17 protein-coding genes are annotated in these 20,542 nt (G+C 53.0%); all 17 read left to right on the top strand.

Going from position 1 to position 20,542, the window contains the following annotated elements:
* Positions 1-7 precede the first annotated feature (7 nt).
* Positions 8-556 carry a conjugal transfer protein TraQ gene (gene traQ, locus RGW60_RS23255; protein ID WP_322207025.1) on the top strand — a complete coding sequence of 183 codons (549 nt, stop codon included), beginning with the start codon at positions 8-10 and terminating at the stop codon, positions 554-556.
* A 73-nt stretch (positions 557-629) separates the two neighbouring features.
* On the top strand, positions 630-1,016 hold the full coding sequence (locus RGW60_RS23250; RefSeq protein WP_322207024.1) for a DUF6750 family protein: 387 nt from the start codon (positions 630-632) through the stop codon (positions 1,014-1,016).
* A gap of 51 nt (positions 1,017-1,067) precedes the next feature.
* Entirely contained in the window at positions 1,068-1,727 is a 660-nt protein-coding gene (locus RGW60_RS23245) for a conjugal transfer protein TraT (protein ID WP_322207023.1), read from the top strand.
* The gene (locus RGW60_RS23240) at positions 1,702-4,755 is read left to right on the top strand and encodes an ATP-binding protein (RefSeq protein WP_322207022.1); all 3,054 of its coding nucleotides are present in this window, start codon (positions 1,702-1,704) and stop codon (positions 4,753-4,755) included. Before RGW60_RS23245 ends, RGW60_RS23240 begins: the two co-directional genes overlap by 26 nt.
* 12 nt (positions 4,756-4,767) lie before the next feature.
* Positions 4,768-5,979, top strand: a complete 1,212-nt coding sequence (traW, locus tag RGW60_RS23235; protein ID WP_322207021.1) for a conjugal transfer protein TraW — start codon at positions 4,768-4,770, stop codon at positions 5,977-5,979.
* Complete coding sequence (traX, locus tag RGW60_RS23230) at positions 5,969-6,562, top strand: conjugal transfer protein TraX (RefSeq protein WP_322207020.1); 594 nt, start codon at positions 5,969-5,971, stop codon at positions 6,560-6,562. Before traW ends, traX begins: the two co-directional genes overlap by 11 nt.
* 64 nt (positions 6,563-6,626) lie before the next feature.
* A complete protein-coding gene (locus tag RGW60_RS23225; protein ID WP_322207019.1) occupies positions 6,627-8,768 on the top strand; it encodes a DotA/TraY family protein in 2,142 nt (713 codons plus the stop codon).
* 110 nt (positions 8,769-8,878) lie between these two features.
* Positions 8,879-9,094 carry a hypothetical protein gene (locus RGW60_RS23220; RefSeq protein ID WP_322207018.1) on the top strand — a complete coding sequence of 72 codons (216 nt, stop codon included), beginning with the start codon at positions 8,879-8,881 and terminating at the stop codon, positions 9,092-9,094.
* Positions 9,095-9,118: 24 nt separating this feature from the next.
* A complete protein-coding gene (excA, locus tag RGW60_RS23215; RefSeq protein WP_416194851.1) occupies positions 9,119-9,760 on the top strand; it encodes a plasmid IncI1-type surface exclusion protein ExcA in 642 nt (213 codons plus the stop codon).
* A gap of 139 nt (positions 9,761-9,899) precedes the next feature.
* Entirely contained in the window at positions 9,900-11,102 is a 1,203-nt protein-coding gene (locus tag RGW60_RS23210) for a conjugal transfer protein (protein WP_322207016.1), read from the top strand.
* A gap of 128 nt (positions 11,103-11,230) precedes the next feature.
* Complete coding sequence (locus RGW60_RS23205) at positions 11,231-12,322, top strand: DsbC family protein (protein ID WP_322207015.1); 1,092 nt, start codon at positions 11,231-11,233, stop codon at positions 12,320-12,322.
* The gene (gene trbC / locus RGW60_RS23200) at positions 12,309-14,630 is read left to right on the top strand and encodes an F-type conjugative transfer protein TrbC (protein WP_322207014.1); all 2,322 of its coding nucleotides are present in this window, start codon (positions 12,309-12,311) and stop codon (positions 14,628-14,630) included. The genes RGW60_RS23205 and trbC overlap by 14 nt, the downstream gene beginning before the upstream one ends.
* A 195-nt stretch (positions 14,631-14,825) precedes the next feature.
* Positions 14,826-15,125, top strand: coding sequence for a hypothetical protein (locus tag RGW60_RS23195; RefSeq protein ID WP_322207013.1), 300 nt, complete (start codon positions 14,826-14,828; stop codon positions 15,123-15,125).
* A 162-nt stretch (positions 15,126-15,287) separates the two neighbouring features.
* The gene (locus RGW60_RS23190; protein WP_322207012.1) at positions 15,288-15,509 is read left to right on the top strand and encodes a ribbon-helix-helix protein, CopG family; all 222 of its coding nucleotides are present in this window, start codon (positions 15,288-15,290) and stop codon (positions 15,507-15,509) included.
* 230 nt (positions 15,510-15,739) lie between these two features.
* Positions 15,740-17,062, top strand: a complete 1,323-nt coding sequence (locus tag RGW60_RS23185) for a replication initiation protein (RefSeq protein WP_322207011.1) — start codon at positions 15,740-15,742, stop codon at positions 17,060-17,062.
* Positions 17,063-17,307: 245 nt separating this feature from the next.
* Positions 17,308-17,658 carry a hypothetical protein gene (locus tag RGW60_RS23180; RefSeq protein WP_322207010.1) on the top strand — a complete coding sequence of 117 codons (351 nt, stop codon included), beginning with the start codon at positions 17,308-17,310 and terminating at the stop codon, positions 17,656-17,658.
* A 262-nt stretch (positions 17,659-17,920) separates the two neighbouring features.
* Complete coding sequence (locus RGW60_RS23175; protein ID WP_322207009.1) at positions 17,921-19,900, top strand: acyltransferase family protein; 1,980 nt, start codon at positions 17,921-17,923, stop codon at positions 19,898-19,900.
* The last annotated feature ends 642 nt before the right edge of the window (positions 19,901-20,542 follow it).

Below are 20,542 nucleotides of genomic sequence, written 5' to 3'. Positions count from 1 at the left end.
GTGAGCCATGGCTATGCCTAGCGGAAATGACGCGATCCAAATGCTTGTCAACCTGTCCGGCAATCTGAACAGTGTGTTTGTCAAACTCGGATTCACACTGGGTACCTTATTTGCTGTCGTAGGTGCAGTGACTTACCTGGTTCACCATGCCAGTACGTCACGAAAAGCTCCTGGACAGTCACAGGGCAGCGGCAAAGTGATTGCGTGGATACTGCTCTGCGGTGGATTAGCCGGTCTGGACCAGATGATCCAGGCAGGTGCTCGGCAGCTTGGTTGGCAAGGTGCCACGTTTGACGCCATTAGCTATGTGGACGTGGGCACTTTTGGGGTAGCAGCTGATGCAGCCAATGCGGTGCTGACCTTGGTGAGGATGTTGGGTGTGTTTTTTGCTCTGCAGGGCATGCTGACTTGGCGGCGTTCCCTCAAGGACGGTCACACCGGGCTTTCTGCCAGCCAGGATGTATCCACCGGTACGCTAAAGTTCGTTCTGGGAGTGTTTTGCGTCTGCAATCCTTATCTCTTGGACGCCCTCCAAAAATCTCTCGGCATGCAATAAGCGGGTCGGGTTTTTAACGCGCATATGCGCACTTTCAATCGTGATATCAATCTGAAAATTTAAGGAATTAGCCATGCTTAAAGACATGCAGCTGTGGGTTTGTGTGCGCGTAACTTTGTTCAAAGAGCAGTTGAGCCACCGGTTCATCAACTGGTTAGCGGTGGTATTGGCAAGCAGTCCAGTGGCTGCTTTTGCCGATGGAGACATAGCGGCCATGGGTACTGCGGTGGCAAATGGTGCTACGTCAGGTATGAAGTCCGCGCTGCTCGTTGCTCAATTCGCCGGAGTTATTTTTGTGATCGGCGGCCTGATTGCGGCCAAGACCAAGAAAGATAATCCGCAGGTGAAAACCTCCCACATCATCGGTTCCATTGCATTCGGGGCATGCCTGATCGCGGTGCCTGAGATGATCAAGCGTGCTCAAACGCAAGTAGGCCTGTCGCCCGTTACCGTGGGCTAACGAAGATGTCCCCTGTGATAACGGCTGTTATCACAGGGGCTGGGGATGCTTATGGAAATGTATTCAACACAGGTTGTGGGTGATTCGCCGTCCTCCACACGTCGTGAGCAGGCGCCCCTTGTTGCTCTGATGCTCGACATCAGCGGTGACACTCAAACACCGGCGCCTGTGGTGGCTGTGGGTGACCGGTGCGCCTGTTGTGGGCTGAGAACGAGCAAGTTGTGGGAAGGCGCCCGGGCGGCATCACCTGACCTGCACGCGGTCTGCACGCTCTGTTACCTAGCCGGCCACCTAGATAGCCCAACGGCTGCCCACGGTCGCCTTGCCTTTTTGCCGGGAATGGCGATGGCCGACGTGCATCACCTGCAGCGTCGGGCACATTTCGCAATGCTGGGCGGTACGCCTACGCAACGTCGGGAGGGCCAACGCGTTTGGCGTTGGCTGTTGCTCCATTCCCGCGAGGTGGAAACAGCTTGGGGGACCGCGAGAGCCGGCGAGTTTGCCGCAGCCCTGAAACGGCTCGCTCCTCATAAGCGCTTGAAACTGCAGACCCGACTGGCGGGTTGCGCGCTCATTTTGCCTGTTGATGTTTTTGACGACCTCTCTTTGCTGCTGCCCGCCGGAAAAACGGTAGAGGCGGCGCTAACCCCTCGAAGCTGGGGCACCTATACGCGGAGTGACTTGTATGCCGAAACTAATACGCTGGGTTGAGGACTTGATTACAGCGGCCTCACGTTTCGCCGTGTCGCAAGACTTGCCAGACTACTGTGACCTGCAGACCGTGGTGCGTCTGACTAATGACGATCGGGTACGGCATCCGGAACTGACCGCGCCGTACATCATGGTCAACGATGACGGTGATTACTGCACGGTCTACGCCATCGCTGGTAGTTTCTGTGACACCGACGAGACTGCCGGTACCGATGAGCCTTACTCTTGGGCTGGCCGAATTTTGCGCATGACTCAGGCCCTGACCGCAAATTATCGTCGGTACGGAAACAAACTCAGTTTGGTGTTTGAGGACGATCCTGAGCGGGGACACGAAGAGGTTAAGCGCCTGTTGGCTCCACAATACCGATCGGTTAAGCGCACCGGCATTGACCTCACAGAGATTCTGGATGAACACGTCACTAAGCTTGCGCCTTGGGTGTCGAGAGAGCGTTGCTACCTGGTGTGCTACACCGGCAGAAACGCGCTCTCGGCTCATGAGTTGGTCGATGAAAACAAACGGCTTGCGACGTTAATCAATCAAAGCCCCAATGCAAGGTTTGGCCAAAATCCGGTGTTGGCCGAAATGACAGGATTGAAGATCCGCCACGACGCGTTTTTAAGCGGCGTTGAAAGCGCGTTGCGCGATAACGGCCAAGGCGTATTACTGCAACGATTGGACGCTCACGCAGCTGGCCAAGCCCTGCGCGCACAGGTAGATCGTCTGGGCACCAGTGACACTTGGCAGCCGTTGCTGCCTGACGACGTAATCACCCCGCATGGCGTGCGTGACGGATCGGATCACACCCCATTTTTGGCGCCTTGGTTGAATTTTCAACTCATGAACCAAGACGTGCAAACCCACGGCAACAAGCTGTGCGTTAACGGCATGTGGCACGGTTCGCTATCGGTATCGCTGGGGCCTCAGGCCCCACAGACCTTTGCACGCCTTAAAGCGCTGGTCCCAAGGCACATTCCTTGGCGTGTACGGATGGACGTAATGCCGGGTGGTATGGCCTCTCTTCGCGTCAAGAAGGGAACCTTGGATTTCATGGCGTTTGTCCCGGCGCTGAGGCCGGTATGGAACTCCATCGAGTCCTTAACGCGGGTGGAGCAAGAGCAACCTGTGTGCGTCATGACGATAATGGCGTCCACCTGGGGCGACAGCCCTGAGGCTGTGACGCGCAATCTGACACTGCTTACTCAGGCTTTCCAATCGTGGGGCATCTGTGAGGTGACACAGACTTTCGGAGATCCGATCAAGGCGTGGGCATCCACGTTGGTCGCCTCCAGCAAGGGAAGTGGGCCGCACCTGCTATACCCGCCACTGTCCCAGGCGCTGAACCTGCTGCCACTCACCCGACCGGCATCGGCTTGGGAAGATGACGGCAACGCGTTATTCCCAACCTTGGACGGCAAGCTGTACCCCGTCGGCCTGGCAAGTAGTAAGCAGAACAAACTGACTAACGTCATCTGCGGCTCTCCGGGGCTCGGTAAGTCGGTGTTGCTAAACGCACTAGGTAACGTGCAGGTGGCCAGCGCGCAACAGCAACTGCCCTTTATTGCGGGAGTGGACAAGGGATTCTCGATGCAAGGGCAAGTAGCACTGCTACGCGATAGCCTGCCGCCTGAACGCAAGGATGAAGTGGTGGGCATCGTGTTGCAAAACAGTACGAAGCATTGCCGCAACCTGTTTGATGTTCAACTGGGTGCTTTTTTCCCGATCGCTCCTGAACGTAACTGGATTATCAGCATTCTCACCGCGACGTGTATCGACCCGACCACGGGGGAGCCACCGAATGCGCGTGATACGCGGCAAATCCTGGATCGCGTTATCAGCATGGCCTTTACCGCCAATGCCGAGACCAGTCCGAGGGCTTGGACGCCTGAAGTCATACCTGAGGTGGATGCAGCCCTGGAGAAACATGGGTTGTTTGAGCTCCACCCCGCAGATTGGTGGGCAGGTGCAACATGGTATGAGGTAAGGGATCTTCTGTTTAAAGCAGGCAGTGTGCAGGAAGCGCAGCGCGCACAGTTTCAGGCGGTCCCTGAGCTGGCCGACATGACCAGTTTTTTGAACCATGCGGATATTCAGAGCGCGTTTGGCAACGTGCAGCGTGACGATAGTTCCGAGAAGCTGCTGAGCTACCTGAGCCGCTGCATGACGGATGCCTGTTCTGAATACAAGATGTTGGCTGGCCGGACACAGTTTGTGATCAGTCCAAACACCCGCGTCATTGCTATCGACTTGAACAACGTAATGGGCGATGACAGCAAGTCTGGACACCTGAAAACGGGGATCATGTTCCTGTTTGCAGGCCAAGTAGCCGGAGGAGACTTCGCGTTGCCGCAGTACAAGGATGAGTTAATAGCGGCGGTCAATCCGCTTTATCACGCGTTGCATCTAGGACGGCTGGAGCAACTGGACCAAGAGGTCAAAACCAAGGTCTACGATGAACTGCACAATGCCGCCAAGGTGCCTTTTATTTTCCCGATGCTGGAAACTCAGGATAGGGAGCAACGTAAGTTTGGCGTACGCACCGTGCTTTCTTCGCAGTATGTGCGTGACTTCCCTGCCGCCATTCTACAGTCGGCCAACTCCTTGTTCATGATGGAAGTCGATCCCAAGGACGAGCCTTTTCTCATTGAGCACTTCAAGGTACCGAAAGTCACCATTCGTAACTTTCAGCGAACTGGCTCAGGGCCTGCCGCAGATGGTAGCGGCGTACCGTTCTTAGGCGTATTTCGAGTTAAGGGCGGTGGGACCATGGCCCGCATTCTTAAAAATGCTTTGGGCCCACTGGAACTGTGGGCTTTGAACTCCTCACCGGCGGACAGCGCTTTGCGCAGGCTGTTGTATGCGGAAGTTGGAGGCGCAACAGCTCGATCAATGCTTGCTGAGGCGTTTCCACAAGGCACGGCGGAAAAGCTGATAGCGCTGCGTCAGAAACAGGCGGGAGAGACTGACACCAGTAACGTTACGCGCACGCTGGCCAACGAGCTGATTGCTCGACGCGGCTATAACCTTTGAGAGGATTTGATCATGAAGCGACGTTATACGGCGACAGTGCTGGCCGTCAGTCTGCTGGGGAGTCAGTCGGTGTGGGCTGTAATTCCGGTGACTGTGGACGCAAGTGTGCCTATCACCACGGAGGTAATGCCTGCTTTGACGACACTCCAAGCCACACTGGCTGAAATCCTGTCCACTGACACACAGATTGGTACTGCGATTGTACAGGCCAGCGACAAGCAGGTGAGTGCTACTACTGAGGCTTCGAGGGCACAGCGTGAAGCGGATATTTTTGGCCGTGAAACCGAGCGTTTGGAGCGTGCCCGCGGAAGTTTCACCGTAGCGGATAGTATCTGCAGCGAGTCGGCTTCCGGCGTGGCAGCAGCCGTGGGCAGAACTAGCCGGGCAGGGGCTTCGCTCCTTGCTGGCGGGCAAGGCGTTAGCAGCGCAGTGGTGCGTAATACCGTTGCTTCACTACCCGTAGCACCGCGCCAAGGTGGATATCGTAGCGCTGCAATGCACGCGGCCTACTGCACATCAAGCGAGGCAACGCAGTACGGCGGTACTGACTTGTGCCCGGGGGTTTCAGACCTACCAGGCGGGGATATCGAGTTGCGCTCGCTGTTGGACGGTGCCGGAGCTGTTGGTAAAGCTCCAGATCTGACATTCAATCAGGACCAGGTGGATGCGGGGATGGCTTATATGAAGAACTCTGCGCGTCATGACGGAGGACGGGTGCCAGGAAAAGGTGAGATTCAGTCGGCTACCGGACGCGAATATCAGGGATTGATGACGCAATATAAAGCGATTCAAAGCGCAGCTGCACAGCCTCAACTCGATATTGTTGCGGCAAGTCAAGCTAATCCGGCTACGCATGACGCCCTGGCAGAGGCTCTACAAAGTCCCTCGGCCGCCCAATATTTTACTGCGACTGCCAGCTCTGAAGCGCAGCGCACTGGGGTGATGAGCGAAAGGGAATTTGAAGCGTTTGAAGTGGGTCGACGTTATGCCAATACAGCGTATGAGACTGACTTGCAGCAAATGGACGGTGACAACCTGACCCGGGAATTGATACGGGTGCAGAGCCTGAGCAACTGGCTGCAACTTAGCAGTAAAAATGAACAGCGTCAGGCCAGCATCATTGCCGGCCAACAGTTGGCTTTGGCGGCGGATGCTAAATATGTTCCGCAGTTGCAAGAGCTTGCCAGCAAAATGAGTTCAGGGGTGAGCGCAAATGCAAATTGACCCGAGTAATTCGCCAACCGCAGGAGGCGATGCCGTCGACGGGCACGAAAAAAAATCTGTGACGTCATTGCGCCGCGCCGGGCAGATTGGCCTTTCACTGATCAACCCTTTTTCAGACCTTATGGTGATCTACCGCAAAGGAGTAGTGCCGACGTTAGACAGGATGAAGCTGTTGCGCGAAATCGTGACCCCTTCAACGGCAGTTCGGGAATTGCTTAGTTGGGCACAGGCAGTGCAGCGTGCCGGTAAGCCCATCGAACAGCTAAGAATCTCTTTCAAGCGCATCCGTGCTGCATGGTGGTTCCTGATGGCTGTGCCCGGCATCTTGTCGATTTTGCTGCTGATGATGGTGATGGCCACCAAGTTCAACCTGCCCTCCGGGACCTTGATACGCGCATTGGTAACGACTCTGGTCCTAGTAGCGTTGGGCGGGATTGGTTTTGTAAAAACCTTGGTCGCTACCTACCGCTTGTGGCAGCTCGATGCGCAGCGCGTCAGTGAAGAAGAACACGGCACCTTCAAAGATTTTTTGACTGAAAACCGCTGGTTTCTTCAAGTGCTGACGATCGGCTTGATCCGATAAGTCCTACTTCTCTGCTCTATTTGTGCGGCCCCATTCGCGGTCCGGCATAACACTGGAAAACGCTATGAAACTCATCAAACGATTTTGGTGGGTCGGTTTACTGTTGGTCTTTTCCCTGCCGGTGTTGGCCGACAGTGTGACTTACCAGACCATCAGTGCAGCCGCCCAGAAGAACAACGACCTATCCCGCCAAGCGCTAGTGATGATTTTTGGCGACGTGGTAATTCACCCGTTTGCACCATCGAAACAGACGCTGATCGGAGCCTTGTTTGCCACGATTAATGGCGTTTTGAGCGCAGTTGCAATGTTTTGGTTCTTGACCATCACCGTTAAAACCGTTGTGAAGTCAGGTCACCAAGGCCAGGTCTTCAACGGTGGCCGGTCCGCGCTGTACCCCATCATGACGTTTGCCGGCTTCATCTGTCTGGTCCCGACTGGATCAGGCTGGTCGATCTCACAACTGATCATGCTTTGGGCCGCGTCGGTAATGGGGATTGGCAGCGCCAATTTGCTGACCGATACCGCCGTGGACATGATGAGCAGCGGGTACTCAATGGTCACCCAGCCAACCGCGCCGGCTACTCGATCAGCTGCCCGGGGCATTTTTGAGATGAACCTGTGCAAATACGCAGTCAACAGCGAGCTGCAATCGCTGTATGCCGATGGGGTGGCCAACACTCCAATGATGAGCACCAAAGGTAGTCACGGCGATTACAGCACTGGTAACGGCAGCGCTGTCTGCGGTTCGGCTAAAACCCCGAACTCGGGGCGCAGCGGCGTGTGGAACCTCATGTTTGACAGCCAGGTGGACACCGATGGCGTGGTCACTGCACAAAAGCAAGCACTGGATACAATGCAGGCCACTCTGGATCAATCGGCCAAAGCTTTTGTAAGTACCTACTTGAGCAAGCGTGATCAGGATACGGGAAGCTTCCAGGACGCAGAAACCCAGATACAGAATGCCGCGGCCGCGTACGAAGACACGGTGAACCAGGCGCTGAACAAGATCGATTTTAAGGACACACTGCAGAGCCAACTTTCCAGCCAAATCAAAAGCAGTGGTTGGGTGGCCCTGGGCAGTTGGTACCACACCTTTGCCACTGCCAATAGCAAAACAAATGATGTCGCCAACGCAACCCCTATTGTCACGGGCCTGAGTGGTTCTGGTGAGCTGGGTTCCAGCGACCTGTATAACCAGGTGTTTGCTGCCTATCGATCGCAGGTCCAAAACAGTCCCTACACTGCGCCGCTGGGGACACAAACAGCTAAGGACGATGGTGCCGCGGCCACGGCGGCAAATCCGAATGCAGTATTTGTGAGTGTATTCAAGTCTCCGATGCAGTGGTTAACAAGCTTGATTGCAACAGGAAAACTAGGCACGGATGCTGACTTTTCCGATCAAGTGAATCCGCTGATCAAAATGCAGGAGATTGGTGATGCCACCCTAGGCACCACCGAGATCCTGATGGCCGCGTATGCAGGCACCTGGGCAGTGGCGTCTATTGCCAGTAACTCTGGGGTGGGTTGGGCGTCGCACATCTTTGCGGTGGATACTGGAGCAGTGGTCAAGGACGTTATGAGTGCCATGGCTCCGCTGTTCTACTTCGTAATGTTTGCGTTGATGGCCATCGGTTTTTCACTGGCCGTGTTTCTGCCGGCCGTGCCATTCCTCTTCTGGATGGTGGGGGTCTTCAACTGGATTGTCAGTGTATTAGTGGGCTGTGCGGCCGGCCCGATGTGGGCTGCCACTCACCTTGGGGCCGAAGAAGACAAGGGCAGCCGAAGTGCCTACGGCTACATCTTTCTTATCGACATGATGCTGCGACCTCCGTTGATGGTGCTTGGATTCTTCTTTGCGTCGGTGGCGGTCGATGCAGGCGGCACAATACTCAACCTCCTATTTCCTTCGGCATTGGCCAATGCCAACGCGGATTCGCTTGTTGGCCTGTTCAAAATGATTGGCTGGCTAATGATCTATGCGCGCATCTCGACCTTTGGCGTCACACGGTTGTTTGGTCTGCAGGCCTCCCTGGCGGATTACGTCATTTCGTTCCTGGGTGGACGTGAAGGAGCCAACTTGATGGGCGGAATGGTGGATAGCATGAAAGGTATGTTTGGCTCAGCAGGTGCCGGAGCTGGGCGTATGCCTAGCATCAAAAATCAATCAAGAAATCCGGGTGCTGGCGGAGGTGATGGGATTCAATGATCTAACAAGAGGCTTAAACTAGATCACCGATCACCGGTAAAGCTGTTAACATTGTTGACAGCTTTACTGCGTTGAGTGCTAATGTGCCACTACAGTAAGAGCGACAATTGATGAAGCCTGACGCTTCCCACCACAATCCTGATCCACGCTATTTACGTGGGTTGCTAGAACAAGCTGGGGTAAGCCGAAGTCAAGCTGCTCGTTTGCTTGGCATGACCCGGACCGGCTTTAACAATTACTTGCGTGATGAGTCTGAACCGCTGTACCGAGTAGCTGATTATCGGGTGCAGTTTGCTCTTGAATGTCTAGCTGACCCACAAGCTTGAAACACTTCAGTCTTCGAGGATGAGATCATGGTGCAACGTCTAAAAACGGCCAAAGAAGGGTGGTTCTGGCTCGCTAAAATGGTTTATTTGTTCACTCTCCCATTCCTGTTGTTTATCGGAGTGGTAACGCTTTACGCACTCCACTCGCCGAGAGCTGAAGCAAAAATTGCAGGTCTGCCTCTGTTCTCTCTGCTCGTTTGGGTAGGTGTTTTGATACCGGTAGCTGTGTTTGTCTATGGCATTTTCAGTCGCCGACGGTTGCTCAAGAGCATTACTACCTCGCTTCGGAGCGCGGAATACTTCAACCCGGATGCGACCTACGAGATGTATCACGAGGGGGATGGCAAGTACCTCGGCATCGATATCAACAACGGTACGATTTTGTACGTGCATAAGATCCGCAAGGGCGAAGTGGACGTGGTGCCTCTGACCATGGACGACTGGATCAACCGTGAGGTGGAAGGCAAGATGCTGCGTATCTATACCAAATTACCTCAGTTGCCGCGTATTGAGATCGCCACCCCTTGGGCACAGCGTTGGTACGATTCCTTGGGCGCGATGGAATTCAATCGCCGCACCACGCCGCACCCATTTGCCAGTTATGTGGGCAATCGATTGGCGAAACTGGAGCGGGATCATCAGATCCAGATTCCACGCTTCGCTTGAGTGCTCCATTCTTCTGATAGCAGCAGAACAATAGCCGATCGCTAACCACGCAGTTGGCTTCTATCGTTCTGATCTTTCCCGACGCGCTTTGCCTTCCGACACCGACCTTCTGGTCGGTGTTCTTTTTGTGGGACTAAATATGCAAAACAAACCTTCACAAGCTTCGTGGGAGAGCGAACAGGCGCACCTGCTTCTGGCGCTTTGTGCAGTGGTGCTTCTGTGCTGGCTCTTCTTCGACTCCTTTGTTTATTGGACCAGCTGGATGCTTTATTGGCTATGGATGATGGTGGATTTTCCATTCATCCACATGTGGGTTGGTGGGAAAATCAACCTGCTGGCCAGTCTCGCTAATCATGCAAAAGACACCACGTTTTCTGAGTGGTTGGATGTGATGAATCAAACGTCGACCATTCTGATGCTGTTCTTGGCCCCATTGGTAGTGTTCAGCAGTTTTAGCCTGGCTCAGCATCCGATGTTGCCGTTTCGCAGTAAACGGCTGGTGAACATCCATTCGCTGCCAGGTCTGGTGAGCGCGTTTGCCCCTTCAGTCATCCCGGTTTTAGCGGGATCAGGTGGGGACGGCCTTATGAATGACACCTCCCCCGAAAATGCTTGGGGACTGAAACCTGAAGAGTTTGCCGAGCAACACAACCTTATTCGCCGCCAAGTGCTTAATCGGGAGGCGGCGCGAGTCGTGTTTGAGGCGCAAATAAAAGGCCCCCCTCATGATGGCCTTAAGGGCTGGGCTCCCTACGAGCGTGCCTTGTTTGCTGTGTTTGGCGCGCAAGTGTTTTTAAACGATCGCAAGGCGGCCTTAAAGTTGCTCGATGATTTGAACCGATCCTGCCTGGTTAAAGGGCTCCTGCGTCGCAAGCAGCGCGATTTCCTACCGATCTACTCATTAGCCGACAAGATTTTTGCGCGCTTAGAAGTTGCTTCAGGCGTCGGTGAATGGTTACAAGTCCACGGTTATGTGCACACGGCCATGGCTGGGTTGTACGGTCGAGATTTGCGGTTGCCATCAGCGAAATTTCGGTGGCTAAAAGGCGTCGACCGCACCCTTTGGTATGCCTTACACAGCGCTGACACCGCGAAGGTGTTTGTCGAAGGTTCTGGCGTATTGGCCCAGGCGCGGGCCGAAAGCAAAGCTCAAAATCTAGGGCTGCCGCGCCCGGGATTGTTGGTAAAGAAGGCCATCGAAGGACTGCAGACCGAGTTGGAAAGTATTGGATTGGTATTCCCGCGTGAAATTGCAGCTGCCAGACGCCGCTTGATCGTTATAGAGCCGGTAATGACAGCTATCTACGCGGTAGAAGCGCCTTTGGATAACGAAGGTGCATGAGTCGGTCTGCCTCTAACTACAAGCCTTAAACCGCCCCGCCTAACCACGCACAACAAGCACCTGCCACTCCGACGCCCGCGAGTACGTGGCCAAGGTGTGCCTGCTTTTTACCCATTTAGGGAAATCCAATGACCTCTGTCTCTCACTCGCAGTTTTCGGTACTTATTCAGGGCAATCTGTTGGTTGCCACGCAGGCAAAAGACAACGCTAAACGTACATTGTGCGTGCTTGACATGCGCCATAAGCCATCGTTCTACCTGGGTCGCGGCCATGTAGTTTGTCGTGATTCCCTGGGCCAAGAATTTACCCTTGACACCGTTAGTGGTGAAGATGCAAAGGACCTGCTCGCCGAGTTGCAGGCCGTTCAGCTGCACCATCACAAGCACACTAGAAAAATCTGGCACCTAACGAAATCGTTGCATCCCACTGCGCCGGCGGTAGCGGCGATGTTGCTGTTCTCGATTGGCGCGGCCGTAGGCCACTGGGGAGGGGGTTCGAGTGCCGGTGACCCGAGTGTTCGGGTGAGCGAACCGGAATTGAGCGCTTCCGCCGCGCTACCTACACCGGTTAATTCGAAGTTACTGCACGCTCAAACTAATCCTGTTCAGGCTGTTTCATCAATGGTGCCGGCTGCGGTCGCACCCGCAGACAATGGCTGGACGTTACCGGCTTCAATTCGAGCTACTTTGCCGGAGAAACTGCACAAAGCGGCAGAACGTAAGTTGTTTACGGTGGATTACTCCAGCGGCCATGCACGTACCTTGTTCGTTTTTGCAGATCCAGGTTGCCCCAATTGTCAACGCCTGGAGTCGTCGCTGCTGGCTGCTTCCAGCGCGTTCAACGTAGTGGTGTTCCCTGTTTCAGTTATTGGCAAGGAACAGTCGATTGCCGCCATTACACCAGTGCTGTGCTTACCGCCTGAACAGCGCAAGGCGGCTTGGTCAGCGTTGTTTGACCCTGGCCATGATGGTTTGAGCTTGGGTCGAGAGAAGCCTGCGTCAGATGAAGGTGCGACCGAAGCCGGCGGTAAGCCAGGTGAGTGCGACGTGGCTAACAAAGCCCTAGGTATCAACGAAGTGGCTTACCAGACTTACCGCATTCCCGGCACACCTTGGGTAATTGCCGATGACGGCCGTTACGTCTCGCAGGCTCTGCTGCGTGATCCGGTCAAGCTGCAAGCATTCCTCGGCAGTGTGGAGGTTCCTCATGCGCCAGAATGACTATGCCGTAGACCGGGCACGGGTGAATCGGCGGATCTACCACTCTGCATTGAGCGAGTGGGCTATGGGCCCGGGAAGTCTGGCGTTGGGACTGGTGGCGGCGGGGGCGGGCGGTATTATCTATCCCATCAGTCTGTGGCTAAGCCTTCCTACCATGTTGATATGGGCACCATCAATGTTGCTGGAGGGTTGGCAGATGCCGATGCGTATGCCCTCCGATATGGACAGCTTGGACCCGTCCACGCAGCGCCAGGTGCCAGGTAAGTTGTTCGGAGTTTTACCTATCACGACGATGAATACGGTGATGAGCAAGGCTGCTGGCATTCTGTACATGGGGTACCTGCGCGGCCGGGACGCAGGACGTGAGCTGTGGCTGTCGATGGATGACATGACACGTCACATCCTGATGTTTGGCACTACCGGCGCAGGGAAAACTGAGGCTCTGCTGGGATACGTACTTGGCCAGCTTGGTTATGGAAAGGGCCTAATTTATTCGGACGCTAAAGCTCAAAACGACGTGGCCTTGGCGATCGCCTCTCTGGCGCGACGTTTTGGCCGCGAAGACGATATTCGGTATATGAACTTCATCACCGGTGGTCGTTCCCGGGCGCAGGAGCTGCTGGAAGACACCAAGAACCGAGGCCAGACCAACACAATTAATGCCTTCGGTATTGCCGAAGAGACCTACATCATCAACCTGATGGATTCTATGCTGCCCCCGGCCGGTAACGACGGTGGGTGGCAAGAGAAGGCACGAGCCATGTGCCAGGCATTGATATTCGGCTTGGTCTACAAGTGCCGCCGTGAAGGAACGGTGATGTCACAGCGCACGATCCAGGCGCACTTGCCGTTACGAGCCATTGCCCAACTCTATATCCAGTCGGTAGAGCAACAGTGGCACGAAGAGGCGCGTTTGCCGCTGCAAAACTACCTCGGCACCCTCGCAGGCTTCGACTTGGCCAAAGTGGACTCACCGTCAGAGTGGGCTCCGGAAGCTTTGAACCAGCACGGTTACTTGATCCAACAGTTCACCCGCATGCTGGCCTTGTTCAACGACACATACGGCCATGTTTTTGCGCGGGATGCCGGCGACATTGACCTCAAAGATGTGGTGCACAACGATCGAATTCTGGCGATTCTGATTCCAGCCCTGGAGATTTCATCAACCGAGGCGGCCACATTGGGTCGGCTGTACGTATCGCAACTGGCGATGATCCTGAGTCAAGATCTGGGTGAAAAGCTTGAAGGCAAGCCCGAAGACATCATGGTTATTCGCAAATACAAAGACCGGTTTCCGTTCCTGTGGATCTGCGATGAAGTGGGTGCTGTTTACACCGAGAAATTGGGTGAGTTAGCCACTCAGGTGCGATCACTGGGTTACTGCCTGTTATTAGCCGGCCAAGAGGCGCAGCGTCTCAAATCCGCCGCCGGCGATAAGGTCTGGACCCTGATTGCCAACATGGGCACCCGTATCACCGGCAAGATCATGGACCCTAAGGATACTCTAGAGATCTTGCAGTTGATGGCAGGCACTGAATACTTACCGGAAATGAGCGGTATGGTGCGCCAGGCGGGTGTGATGGGGGGGGGCTGGGAAGAGTCTGGCCAGCTCAACCTGCGTGAGCATAAGAAAGTCAGCGTAGAAGAGGTGCAACAGCTGCAGGAAGGCGAAAATATCACCTTGTTCAGAGGGCAAGTAATTCGCGGCAGTTCCCTGTACATAACTGATGTCGACAAGCTCTCCAGCGAGGTTATGCGGATTAACCGCTTCATCGAGGTGCAACCGGCCGAGCTCGATGACTTGTTGGCCTGTGCCCCTCTTAAGGTGCAGCGCAGTTACCCACGGGCTGAGCGAGTTCAGCAGATACTTCGACATCTTGACGCAGAACCAGGACGCGCCGATTTGGTTAACGTGGTCCTGACAGATCCGTTGTTGGTCACGTTGAATGATCTGGGACAGGAATGGCACTACATCTGGAGCCGGCGTCCCAATGCGGCGGTACGCAGTACCCTGCTTTGGCAGACCGCACTGCAGCACATGCCGGCACGAGGCCGAGGCTATCGAGCGCAGACCCGCGTGGCGCAAGTATTGACGGTGGGTCGAAAGCGTCTGGACGGCTACCGGATGCAACATGTTGCGCCTAGCCAGGCGCCTATGATGCGAGAAGCTACTGGAGCACCGCAGGCATATGTTTCGCCTCAAGCACCTAGGTCACCTCGGATGGTAAAGCTACCTACCGAGCACGAACTGTCAGGCCCGTTGCAAATCAATGACGGGTTGCAGCCGCCGCCCGACTTATGGGATTAGCACTGCTGCCTAACGGCCCGTTGCGCGCTCTGCAGGCGCCTTGAGTGCTTAGGGGGTTTGCATACGCGAAGCCAATGCCTCTACCGACATAATAATTCGTACTCAACCGTTCAAGTCCACTTGATAGCCACGCTATCGAGTTACTTCTCCCTGTACGTCACTAAAGATTCTCACCGAAGAATCGTGGAGTTTTCGATGAGTGCCGTTTTATCCTTTAAGCGTTGCGTGGGTGAGTCGCCGCCGATCTATGGCTCTCGCAAAGCCTATTGCTTCGTACGTCCAGATTACTCCGGGGCGTGTTGTCTGCATTACGAGGTTGAGAGCCAAGCCTTTATGGTGGGTTTTGCGAGTTATCAGCAGGCCCTCACGGCGGCAACGATGGCAATTTTTTCCCAGAAAGCGAACTTCCAAAACGTACGAATAACCGCCAGCAAGCAAGACATCGCTCTCAAACTGTATGGCAGTGCCAAGGCCTGGATCCATGAAATCGCTTAGTTCGCGGAAGGTGATCGACGATCCGACGGTTTAATACGGTGAACTTCTCAAGCTAATTCCTACACAGGCTAAGATTTACCACCTTGGCCAAGCTTGACGTACTACCGTAGAACTTCTAATCTCAGCCAGACGAGTATTACCGTATTACCATGGTATCGACCTATGACCTCCGAATCGAAAATCTCCGTCGTCAGCTTCAAGCTGGAAGAGCGAGCAAAAAGGCGTTTCGATGCTGCGATGCGTGCGGAGGGCACTACGGTGTCGAAAACCATTCGCGACGCGGTTTTGAAATTTTTGAATGAGGTGGACGAGGGCGTAAAACACCCTCAGTTCCGCCTCGATCTGAAAGGTTCTGCAGCTAAAGGCAACGATGAAAAGCATTGACTGATTTGCCGCCAACCAACTGAGAATTCAATCGTGTAAATATAGAATCGCAGAAACCAAAAAGCCCGGCTGGTAACCGGGCTTTTTGGAAAATCATGAACAGGTCTTTCTCTTTCGACGGTGAAAACCTGCTCAACACATCAATTGGTGAGCTGATTATGGCGCGCACTGCGGCTTCCTGCAAGTCGCAAAATGTCAACATAATTAGTTTTCCGCCGTAAGGCGTGGAAATGGAATCAACCTCAAATGCACATGGCCTGCATGTCTGGCAGGACAACAGCCATCGTGACAAGCCCAAAGCAAGCACATATTCGCCTTCAGAAAGATTCTTTGAGGATGGCACGGCCTTAAACCGCATTGTCCTTGAGGCCCCTTATCTCGCGCGCTGCAGCGATAACAAGACCGCTACGCTTGTTCGCCCTCGCGAATATGCGCTCCGCTATCCCTACATGCAGATCAATCGCCCCGGGATGGTGTCGTGGCTCATATTTGACCTTGACCACACGAACTCGCTTGCGTGGGACGACGCAAGGCTTCCCCCTCCAAATCTAACTGTTCGCAATAGGAACAACGGCCACTCACACCTCTACTACGCGATTCCATCGGTCTGTACGACTGAAAACGCTAGAGACAAACCCATCCAATACATGAAGGCGGTCTACGCTGCCTTTGCGATCCGCCTCGACGCGGACACGGAGTACAACAGCGGTCCTGTCGCCAAGACTCCAGGGCATCCGTGGTGGTCGACTACAGAGCTACACAATCACGTTTACGAGCTGGGTGAACTAGCCGACTACGTGGATCTGGAAGTTACACCCTGGAACAAAGGCCCTCAGTTAGACGACCTCCCCCACTCCAGACACTGCATTTTATTTGAGCAACTGCGCTACTTTGCATACAGCATCGTCAACCGAGAACGCGAACAGGGCTCGTTCGCTTCTTTCATGCGGCGTCTGGAAGCATTTGCACATAACCACAACAAATTTGCGCGAAACGACTTTAGCGATGACCTGATGCAGTCATCGCTCAGGGCCACGGTTAAATCCGTGGCCCGATGGTCGTGGACGCGCTATTACGGGAGCACTAATTGCTGCCGAGGGGCAATGGAACTCGACAAATCCTTGCCCCTAGCCGAGCGGCAGAGCCTTGCAGCCAAGCGCACGCATGAGCTTCGTCACAAAGCTACCGAATCAAAGATCCGCGCCGCGTGCAGAGGCCTCCAGGAGCGAGGCGAAAAGCTGACACAAGCAGCGATTGCCGAGGTTGCGCGTGTCTCTCGGCAAACGGTAGCCAACTATAGCCACGTCCTGAAAGAAGTCTCCCGGCCACAGACTATTGGCATCCTGAGCGCAGCTCCAGGAGTAGCACAGGCCCTCAAACTTCAACCCAAGACCTTCGCCGGCACCGCCGATCGTGGACGCGAACGCAACCATCCTGCTGCCCCTGTAAGGAAGGCTATGGATGTTACGAATGGTGTACATCAGGTAACAGCCCGCACCGCGGCCGTTCTTGATCTTGGCTGTGTTGGTTCTGAAAGTGAAGATTCTTCATAGTGCTCGGCTGTGATAGGTGATGCGGCCGGGGGCTTGGGAGTTGGGCATCGTCGAGGGATTCAGGCATGAGAAACAAAGACAGCGTCATAGATATGATTCTCTTCCAAAAGTGGTGGAGTTGGGCTTCGCCAACCTGCCAGATTTCAACGTGGAGCGTGCTTTAACACTAAGTTTTATAAGGTTTGCGTCTGATCTTAAAGCTTCCATAGAATAGGCTTTGAATATGACTTACTAAGGAATACCCCATGCGTTGCGAGATTCAACTGTTGGACAGTGCTGATAAACCATGGTTTGAAGGGTCCCGTGATTTGCCCGGTGAATACATCCTCAAATTGGTTGCCGATCGGAAGCCCTTACTCATGGAGAAAGGCCTTGAGTTCGCTCAAGCTGCTATCACCGGTTTTGGGGCAGCACTGGTTAAGGCGGTCAAGGCCGGCAGCAGTGAAAAAGCAATTGACCAAGCTGTTATCGAGTTTGCGTTGGCCACAGCATCTGTTGAAAGCTGCATGGGGATCGAGGACGAAGTATTGCTCAATCGCCAATTTAATCTGACGGTCTATGACAACGGTGCGGTACGGTACGATCGGGTCGATTAGTAGTCCGATCCGATTATCTGCGGAGTGGGCCTATCTGTACCTTTTCAGGAGGCCCATTAGCCACTTTTACCATTCCGATTTCTCAGGGGGACCGCCCTATAGAAGCAATTGCCGCGAAGGCTGTTGTTGGTGATCTACCAATCCCGGCCGGATCGACGATTGATATGCAGGAATAACAGACCAAAGCACAATTTATTTTTTTGAACCAGGTTGCAGACATTGGTCCGGTTGGGTTTTTTAGCGAATATTGGGGATATATTAAGTGAAGTACCGTGCTGATATAGATGGATTGCGAGCGATTGCTGTGTTAATGGTTCTACTTTTCCATGGAGGAATAACTTGGTTTCCATCCGGATTTATCGGTGTTGATATTTTCTTCGTGATATCTGGGTATCTAATATCAACAATAATTTTTCATTCATTAAAACTTGGCAATTTTAAGTTTTCCGAGTTTTATGCAAGAAGGTTATGGCGTCTGCAGCCGGCGATTGTGGTATTACTTTTTGCGACCTTTGGCATTGCCATTGTTTTGTATCTCCCGCTGGATTTTATTGATTTTGTCAAGAGCGCCAAATACACAGCTCTAATAACCTCAAATCAATTTTTTGAACGCACGACGACTGGTTATGCTGTGCCTGACACTGGCCAATTATTGTTACTTCATACATGGTCCCTGTCTATTGAATGGCAATGGTATCTACTGATGCCGCCATGCTTATGGCTCATGCATCGTTATATACCCAGTAGCATTATAAAGATAATTGTGCTCGTCTTAACCGTTTCCGCGTTGATAGTAGGAGTTTGGCTAACCAAAAACTACCCTAGCAAAGGATATTACTTTTTCTCTGTTCGTATTTTTGAGTTTCTGTTGGGCGTCTGTGCCACCACAGCTATCGCCGGGCAGGTAAACCTAGGAAGATATACGTCTTCCCTACTTGGCGGGTTATCTGTAGCAGCTATCCTCTATTGTGCAATGCTCAGCAATATTTTGTTGAGTTACCCCGATTACCATGCGGTGCTTGTGTGTACGGCTACGGCGGCCCTTTTGTACCTTGGTGGTGGTCGCCAAAACTGGGCTACTCAGCTGCTGTCACTCAAACCCCTGGTCTTTATTGGGACTATTTCATACTCATTGTATCTGTGGCACTGGCCGGTATTCGCTGTAGGTCACTATATGGACATACAACCTACTGTATCTTCCATGTGCATTTCATTCGCAATTGTTTTTTTGCTGTCTCTCCTTTCCTACTACGCTGTTGAAAAGCGTTTCAGAAAAGTCAGACTTTCGTTTAAAAAGACAGCGCTTATGTTATTTGTGCTGCCTGCGGTTTTGTTTTCAGGGCTTTTCACAATCGCATTGAAGCTTGATGGTATGCCTATACGATTCGGTAGTGAATTAGCCAAGATTACCCGAGCTTTAAAAAGTGAAGAAGCTCCAGAAAGGCAGTCGTGTCTAGGGTTTAATTCAAACGGCGCCGATAAAAAATGTATTGTTGGTGATACCACCGCTCAAACTAATTCAATTTTAATAGGTGATTCATTTTCCAATCAATATTGGGGTTTAGTCGATATTCTTGCTAAAGACGCCGAAATATCTGTATTGACTCAAGGCACGTCGTCATGCCTTGCATTACCTGAAATTTATCTATTCGACTGGTGGAATTTCAAAAACACTGTGTATTCTGAGTGCCATGATAATGTAAAAAAATATTACGATCTGATCAAACAGAATCACTATAAATTTGTTCTCATCGGTCAGATGTGGAGCAATTACGAGGCGGATAATGTTATTAATGAGGTCGGTGATACTCGCTCGGTTGAATTGTCGCGCGCTAGAATCGAAAAAGCTTTCGAGAAAGCGCTCAACATTATAATTGATTCCGGCGCCACCCCCATTATAATTAAAGCAACATACGTCATGCCCACTCAGTTTATGGAATGTTTTTATAGCCATATAAAGTTACGTCGTGACCTGAAACCCGGTGAATGTCAATCCGAGCAATGGAATGGCGATAGTTCTGATTGGTTTAGCCGTCTTTTTGTTACTCTTAAGGATAAATACCCGTCGTTGGTAATTGTGGATCCAAAAGATGTTCAATGCGTCAGCGGTTCGTGTATGACAGATATTGGAGGTGTTCCAGTCTATCGTGATGTTGGCCACATAACCGATTTTGCGTCTTTCCATTTTGGCGAAATGTACTTAAAGAAATTCCAAAATCCACTCATCTTGAACCATCATTAGCCTACCATTTAGGACTGGCGGTGTTTCTAGGGGTTAGAAGCCCTACAGATATTGCAAACAGCCCTGTGGCAATCATTAATCAGGTAGCCGGTGCTGTAGCGCGCAGCGCGGCAAGCCTTAGAAAGCGCTCTGCCCCACCAAGCCCCTTAATGGGGCTTGGTCAGTCCCAATGACGCCACTTCACGCCCGTTTTGGCGATGGTGTGCCTATATGAATCAGTTGAGAAGAACGTACACCCTTTCAATCTTATTGCATGCGGTTATCGTCAACGAGCGTATATCTTTCAGTCCGACTAGTGAGGCCATTTAAGAGGGCTGATTTTAACGCATTCGTGGTGATTTCTGGCAAAAAGACGCTGTGATTCTGCCCGGATCCATTCCTAGTGCAGCGGTGGTCAAGGTGCTTAAGCTTCTGGGACACCAGGTGGTTCTTCACCTTTCGTTTCATCATGCAGACGGTGTGTAAGCATTGTGCGGCAACCTACTTTCCGTGAACGTGAGTACCACCAACAGGCCGGGGCTATCTCCGGCCTTTTTGTTGACGTACTATGTCAGGATTGATGGTGAATCAGCATTTAGAGTGAAGTATGCCCAAGGCGATTGTTATCGAAGATGAGCAGCTTGAACACGCGGTGAGAGTCGC

The sequence above is a fragment of the Pseudomonas sp. AB6 genome, from assembly GCF_034314105.1.
Lineage (GTDB): Bacteria > Pseudomonadota > Gammaproteobacteria > Pseudomonadales > Pseudomonadaceae > Aquipseudomonas.
The sequence above is the reverse complement of the archived record's forward strand: the minus strand, read 5'-3'. Positions and strand labels throughout refer to the sequence as shown.